This is a genomic window from Thiomonas sp. SCN 64-16, from assembly GCF_001725585.1.
GTDB lineage: Bacteria > Pseudomonadota > Gammaproteobacteria > Burkholderiales > Burkholderiaceae_C > Thiomonas > Thiomonas arsenitoxydans.
This window is the reverse complement of record NZ_MEGQ01000084.1, coordinates 1-6,506: the sequence shown is the minus strand read 5'-3', so window position 1 is coordinate 6,506 and position 6,506 is coordinate 1. Positions and strand designations below refer to the sequence as shown.

The window sequence follows — 6,506 nt, the reverse complement described above, 5'->3', positions numbered from 1 at the left end:
CACGCATTGCCACCGCCGCCGAATCGGCATAATCCGACCGTCCTGCCTGGGGCAGTTTGACCGGCCATAAGTGGAGCAGTTTGGGGTGGCCAGCGGGGGTCTGCATGAACAGCGCGAAGAGCCGCCCATGTGGTGCCAGCCAGTGATGCAGCCGATTGGCGTAAGCCATCCAATCGTCCGGGTAAAGCGCGCACAGGCAGGTTTGCTCCCAGATGGCGTCAAACGGTTGCGGGGCGTCCCATTGCCGCACATCGGCTTGCAGAACGGTCGCCCTCAAACCCTGTTTCTGCAAGCGCTCGGTCACCAGGGCGACGGCCTGCTCCGCGTAGTCCAACGCGGTGACTTCAAACCCTGCGGCCGCCAGATGCAAAACCTCATGCCCCGCGCCACAGCCCGGCACCAGAATGCGACAGGGTTTGAGCGTGCCCTCGGCGATCCAGTGCAGAAGTTGCGGATGCACCGTGCCGCGATCCCATCCAGTCGTGTGGGTGCGAAAGCGTTCGTTCCAGAATTCAGCGGTCGGTCCGGGCATGATGGGGTTGTCGCCTCAACCATCGGCCTGAGCTTGGCTTGAAGGTCTGGCGCGAAGGTCTGAAATGGTAGGTGCATTCTGCAGCCAATTTTCGCTGGACTGCCAGGTGACTTCGGCGCGCAGCTTTGTGAGGTCGCGCATCGTTTGTTGCAGGGCTTGGGCCAGGTTGGGCGATGCCACTTCCGAGACGCAGATCAGTTGCATTTGATCTTCTCCGTCGCGCTGCGACACTTCCAGTCGTGCCCAGCGGACTTCTGGATGGCGTTTCAGAACATCCTGAATCTGATGCGGGTGAACGAAAAGGCCTCTTACTTTGGTGGCCTGATCAGCTCGGCCCATCCAGCCTGCGATGCGCAATTGCGTGCGGCCGCAAGATAGCGGAGTGTGACGCGATTCGGGAACGATAGAGGACAGATCACCTGTGCCGAAACGAATCAGCGGGTATGCCGAGTTGAGTACGGTGACAACCACTTCACCGACCTCGCCATCAGGGACGGGACGATTGTTTGGATCCAAAATTTCGATGAGCACGGATTCATCGATAAGCAATCCGTTTCGTTCTCGGGTTTCAAAGGCGATCAGACCCACATCTGCGGAGGCATAGCATTGCAATGCGGTAATGTTTGCGGCATCCAGCCGCTCGCGCAGCGCACTGTTCAATGCTTCTCCAGAGACGAGTGCCTTGGTCAGTCTTGGCAGCGCGATGCCCAACGCTTGGGCGCGATCGACCAGGATGCCGAGAAATGAGGGGGTTCCGCCATAACAATGCGCGCCCAAATCGGCGAGGGCCTGCACTTGCAACTCGGTCTGTCCGATTCCAGCGGGAAAAACCGTACATCCGAGCCGATGCGCGCCGCCTTCGAGCATGGCCCCTGCCGGGGTGAAGTGGTACGAGAAGCTGTTGTGCAGCAATTCCCCAGGGCGCAACCCAGCTGCGTGCAGGGCGCGCGCCATGCGCCAGGGATCGATGCCGCTGCCTTGAGGTTCATAGATGGGGCCAGGGGAGCTGAATACGCGGAGTGCGGTGGCCCGGTGTGGCTGCTGCGTGGTCCAACCAACGGTGGCATGGCCAGCAAATACATCGCCACCGCGCTCGCAACTTGCTCTTTGCAATGCCAGCAGCTCGCTCTTTCTCAAGACTGGAATGCGTGCGAGTGCGTCGCGCCCAGTAAGCTCTTCAGGTTCTATCTCGCGCAGCCTATCTGCCCAGGCTGATGCATTGGCTTTGGCATGCGCGGCGGTGAGCCTCAGGGCCTTCCAGAACTCGGCTTCTCGCTGATCTCCGGACCGAGTCTCAAGGGCGTCATAGGGGGTATCGTGGCATTCCATGACTACGGTTACTCCTCGGTATCTGTTGACGGTTTCCGCCGGGTCAACTCAGCCAGCGTTTTCGACGGCGATAGCTTCGCGCCTCCCGGAATGACTTCTGGCCCCGGTCGGCCAGACCGAGATAGAACTCCCGTACGTCATCGTTGGCGGCCAGATCCGCCGCAGCGCCATCGAGGACCACACGGCCGTTCTCTAGGATGTAGCCGTGATCGGCATAGCGCAAGGCCATGGCCGTGTTCTGCTCGGCCAGCAGGAAAGTCGTACCTTCGCGTTGGTTGAGCTCGCGAACGATCGCGAACACTTCGTCGACGACCTGCGGCGCAAGGCCCATCGAAGGTTCGTCGAGGAGGATGAGCTTGGGACTCGCCATGAGCGCACGGCCGATGGCGCACATTTGCTGTTCGCCGCCTGAGGTATAGGCGGCCTGACTGTGACGACGCTCTTTCAGGCGTGGAAAATAGGTGTAGACCTTATCGAGGGTCGCTTGCACCGCACCCTTGCCATCGCGGCGGCTGTAGGCGCCGGCAAGCAGGTTGTCCTCAATGGTCAGGTGGGCAAAGCAGTGTCGTCCCTCCATGACCTGCACCACACCTTGGCGAACCAAGGCGGGCGCGTCCTCCTTGTCGATCCGGTGGCCTTCATAGTGAATGGAACCCTTGGTGACCTCGCCACGCTCGGCACGAAGCAGGCACGACACTGCGCGCAAGGTCGTGGTTTTCCCTGCCCCGTTGCCTCCGAGCAGCGCTGCTATGCGTCCCTTGTCGACGCGAATGGACACCCCCTTTAGGACGAGGATGACATGGTTGTAAATCACCTCAATGCCCTGCACGTCGAGCATGGGTGGGACAGCCTGCGCAGTGGTGTGGGTAGTCATGGGTCGCCTAGAAAATCGGGTGGGCGCCCGACCTGCAGTGAGCTTGGCCGGGCAGGGTGGATCATCAGGAGCCCGAGGTCATTTCCTTTGCGCAGTCGCGCGGCGTAATGTTGTGCTCCTTGGCGTATTTGGCTGCGGCCTCGCGGACCATGGGCTTGATGATCTGCATGTCGGCCTCATACCAGGCGTCGTGCATCACCCACTTTTTCCCGTCCCACGTCTGCATGCGCGCCCAGCTTGATCCCATGTGGTCATCGCAAGTGGTTCGCAGGGGTCGAAGCTGTCCTTCGATGCCCAGTCTTTTCAGCGCAGCGTCATTGAAGTTCAGATTCTCCAGGCCCCAGCGCACCTGCTCCCCAGTCATGGGTTTCTTGCCATATTGTTCTTGGGAGCGGCGCACGCCCTCGACTGCGAGCATGGCGGAATACAGACCGCGGTTGTAGAGCACTTGGCCGACCAGATCCCGTGCGCCAGTGCCGTTGTTCTTGTCATAGACGTATTTCAAGATGTCTTGCTGAACCTTGCCAATTCCAGCGCCGTACTGCATGGCAAGCGCGTTGTAGCCCTTGGCGGATTCGCCAACATCCTTCACATCCGGCTCAGCGCCAGACCACCACACGCCATACATCCGATCCAGTGGATAGGCTGTGGCGACGGCCTCTTTCAGCGCGGTTGCATTCATCACGCCCCATCCCCACAGCAGCACATAATCGGGCCGTTCCCGGCGGACCTGCAGCCAAATCGCCTTCTGCTCGACGCCAGGGTGGGTGACCGGCAACTTGATGAACTTGAAACCGTGCATCTTGGAGCGGGCCTCAAGCATCGCGATGGGCTCTTTCCCGTAGGGAGAGTCGTGATAGACGAGTGCGATCGTCTTTCCCTTGAGCTTTCCGGCCCCGCCCTCACGCTTGATGAGCGCCTGCACGATGATGTCCGCAGCGGTCCAATAGGTGCCGAGCATCGGGAAGTTCCACTTGAAGACTGCGCCGTCGGCGGATTCAGACCGTCCGTAGCCTGCGGTGATCAGCGGAATCTTGTCCTTTGGGGCTTTTTCCGTGAGAGCAAACGTCACCCCGGTGGATAGTGGTTGCACTACGGTGGCCCCAGTCGGGCCTTTCCCTTTGAGGCGCTCGTAGCATTCAACGCCGCGGTCTGTTGCGTAGGCCGTCTCGCACTCCTCCCAGGTGAGCTTTACGCCATTGACGCCACCATCTCGTGCATTGATCATTTTGAGATAGTCGACGTACCCATTGGCCCACGGTACGCCGTTCGGGCCGTAGGGGCCGGTACGGTAGACAAGCACTGGGAAGAACTGTTCATTTGCCGCAGCCTGCGCCAGCGGGCCAGCGAGCGAGGCTGCCAGCGCGACCATGGCGGTCGCGCCCAATAGGGTTTTTCGCATGTTCATGAGGGTCTCCTTCATCGTTTTGGTGAGGTCAGGCAAGGTGCGGCGATTACGCCGCTTGGAAAACTCAGTGCGGAAAAGGCCATAGCCGCAGTTTGTTCTTGGCCGTGCTCCATAGCTTTGCCATGCCATGCGGCTCAGCGATCAGGAACAGCACGATCAACACCCCAAAGGTCATCAACTCCAGGTGCGAAATAAAACTAGTGGACGCTTGCAGCCCGAGAAAGCTGAGCAGGCGGTTGAGAAAAATGGGAAGCAGCACGATGAAGGCCGCGCCGAACAGACTGCCCATCACCGAGCCTAGGCCGCCGATGATGATCATGAACAGCAGCTTGAGCGAGAGATCAATATTGAACGCGGCAGGCTCCCAGGATCCGAGATGAACGAAGGCCCAGAGTGCGCCCGCGATGCCGACAATGAAGCTGCTCACGGCGAACGCGGACAACTTGGCACGCACCGGAGAAATTCCGATCACGCTGGCCGCCACATCCATGTCGCGCGTGGCCATCCATTCGCGACCCTTACGGCCACGCACCAGGTTTTTGACGAGCAGGGCGAGAACGCTCAGTATGACTAGACAGAACAGATATTTGCGGGTGGGGCTGTCAATCACGAAGCCAAAGACCTGCAACTGAGGGGCAGTAACAGACCCAGACGATGACCCATTGGTCAACCACGGCACATGAGCGAATACCCAGTCGGAAAAGAACTGCGCGGCTAGTGTGGCTACGGCCAGATATAGCCCTCGGATGCGCAAACTCGGTAGACCGAACACCATGCCAGCCAGGGCAGCAATCAGTCCGGCCAGTACCAGCGCGATCAGTAGCGGCATGCCGGGCAGACGCACCATCAAGTTGAAGGCCGCGTAGGCGCCTACTGCCATAAAAGCGCCCGTGCCAAGCGAAATCTGGCCACAGTAGCCGACCAATACATTGAGACCAATAGCGGCCAGCGCCAGTATGAGAAACGGCACCAATAAAGCGCGAAGCAGGTAATCCGAGCCCAGCAAGGGCACGGCGACAAAGGCGATCAACAACACGGCGCCGATGAACAAGCGATCCTGACGGATCGGGAAGATCTGGGCGTCATCGACGTAGCGGGTCTTGAACTGGCCATTTTCACGATAGAGCATCGAGTTGCCTCCTATCAAACGCGGTCGATGATGCGTTCGCCAAAAAGCCCTTGCGGCCGCGCGAGAAGTACCAGTAGGGCAAGCAGGTAGGCAAACCAGCTTTCAATTCCGCCACCGAGCAATGGGCCGAGGTAGACCTCGGCAAGCTTCTCGCCGAGGCCGACGATGAGGCCACCGACGATAGCTCCCGGCACCGAGGTGAGCCCGCCAAGAATGACCACCGGCAGACCCTTGAGGGCAATAAGCGATAGCGAAAATTGCACCCCCAGCTTGGAGCCCCAGATCATTCCGGTCACCAAAGCGACCAAGCCGGCGATGGACCACACAATCACCCACATGCGTGACAGCGGGATGCCGATGGACTGCGCTGCTTGGTGGTCGTCGGCGACGGCACGCAATGCCCGACCAACGCCCGATTTCTGGAAGAATAGGGTGAGCAGAGCAACTAGGGCCGCTGCCGAACCTGCGGCGATGAGGTCTTCGTTGCTCACCAGGATGCCGCCCGGTATCAATGACTCCAACATGATGGTGGGCTGCTTGGGCATGCCGAGATCAATGGGGTAAATGTCGTCACCCCAGACCATTTGTCCCAGCCCTTCGAGGAAGTAAGCCACGCCAAGGGTCGCCATCAACAAGGTGACGCCTTCCTGATTGATCAAATGGCGTAGCACCAGCCTTTCAATCAACCAGGCAAGCACCACCATGATGGCGAAAGCCAGCAGAAAGGCCAGCGGCCAGGGCATGTGTTCCTGGAGTCGCGCCATGGCCAGCGCGGCGAATAGCACCATTGCACCCTGGGCAAAGTTGAACACCCCGGAGGCTTTGTAGATCAACACGAAGCCCAGCGCGATCAGGGCGTAGAGCACGCCGGACATGAGGCCGGCGATGATGGTTTCGATGAAAAATCCCATGGTTTCTCACCCTTCCTGTGTGGCCGATCCGAGGTAGGCGCGGATCACCTCCGGGTTCGCGCGTACCGCATCAGGGGTGTCATCGGCAATCTGGCGGCCATAGTCCAGCACAACGACTCGGTCTGACAGATCCATCACCACCCCCATGTCGTGTTCGATCAATACGATCGTTGTGCCGAACTCCTCGCGCGCTTCGAGGATGAAGCGGCTCATGTCTTCCTTTTCTTCCAGATTCATGCCGGCCATAGGCTCATCGAGCAGTAGTAGCTTGGGCTCCATCGCCAAGGCGCGGCCCAGGTCTACCCGTTTCTGCAGACCGTAAG

7 protein-coding genes are annotated in these 6,506 nt (G+C 59.7%); all 7 read right to left on the bottom strand.

What is annotated here, in order from left to right; all coding sequences use genetic code 11:
• A partial coding sequence (locus tag ABT24_RS15270; protein ID WP_286738230.1) for an SAM-dependent methyltransferase occupies nucleotides 1-532 on the bottom strand: 532 nt, incomplete at its 3' end.
• Between the two features lie 15 nt (nucleotides 533-547).
• Entirely contained in the window at nucleotides 548-1,861 is a 1,314-nt protein-coding gene (locus tag ABT24_RS15265) for a phenylacetate--CoA ligase family protein (protein WP_276727716.1), read from the bottom strand.
• Nucleotides 1,862-1,904: 43 nt separating this feature from the next.
• Nucleotides 1,905-2,735: an ABC transporter ATP-binding protein gene (locus ABT24_RS15260; RefSeq protein WP_013122570.1), complete on the bottom strand. Its 831-nt coding sequence runs from the start codon at nucleotides 2,733-2,735 to the stop codon at nucleotides 1,905-1,907.
• 64 nt (nucleotides 2,736-2,799) lie between these two features.
• Nucleotides 2,800-4,143 (bottom strand): ABC transporter substrate-binding protein, encoded by a 1,344-nt coding sequence (locus tag ABT24_RS15255; protein WP_276727712.1) that lies wholly within the window; start codon nucleotides 4,141-4,143, stop codon nucleotides 2,800-2,802.
• Between the two features lie 64 nt (nucleotides 4,144-4,207).
• Nucleotides 4,208-5,272, bottom strand: a complete 1,065-nt coding sequence (locus ABT24_RS15250; protein ID WP_276727709.1) for a branched-chain amino acid ABC transporter permease — start codon at nucleotides 5,270-5,272, stop codon at nucleotides 4,208-4,210.
• Between the two features lie 14 nt (nucleotides 5,273-5,286).
• Nucleotides 5,287-6,183, bottom strand: coding sequence for a branched-chain amino acid ABC transporter permease (locus ABT24_RS15245; RefSeq protein ID WP_013105139.1), 897 nt, complete (start codon nucleotides 6,181-6,183; stop codon nucleotides 5,287-5,289).
• A 6-nt stretch (nucleotides 6,184-6,189) separates the two neighbouring features.
• A partial coding sequence (locus tag ABT24_RS15240) for an ABC transporter ATP-binding protein C-terminal domain-containing protein (protein WP_502689019.1) occupies nucleotides 6,190-6,506 on the bottom strand: 317 nt, incomplete at its 5' end.

Bases quoted from the DNA above. Each gene is read 5' to 3' on its own strand.
- ABT24_RS15265 (WP_276727716.1), bottom strand. From the start codon at position 1,861: ATGGAATGCCACGATACCCCCTATGACGCCCTTGAGACTCGGTCCGGA.
- ABT24_RS15260 (WP_013122570.1), bottom strand. From the start codon at position 2,735: ATGACTACCCACACCACTGCGCAGGCTGTCCCACCCATGCTCGACGTG.
- ABT24_RS15255 (WP_276727712.1), bottom strand. From the start codon at position 4,143: ATGAACATGCGAAAAACCCTATTGGGCGCGACCGCCATGGTCGCGCTG.
- ABT24_RS15250 (WP_276727709.1), bottom strand. From the start codon at position 5,272: ATGCTCTATCGTGAAAATGGCCAGTTCAAGACCCGCTACGTCGATGAC.
- ABT24_RS15245 (WP_013105139.1), bottom strand. From the start codon at position 6,183: ATGGGATTTTTCATCGAAACCATCATCGCCGGCCTCATGTCCGGCGTG.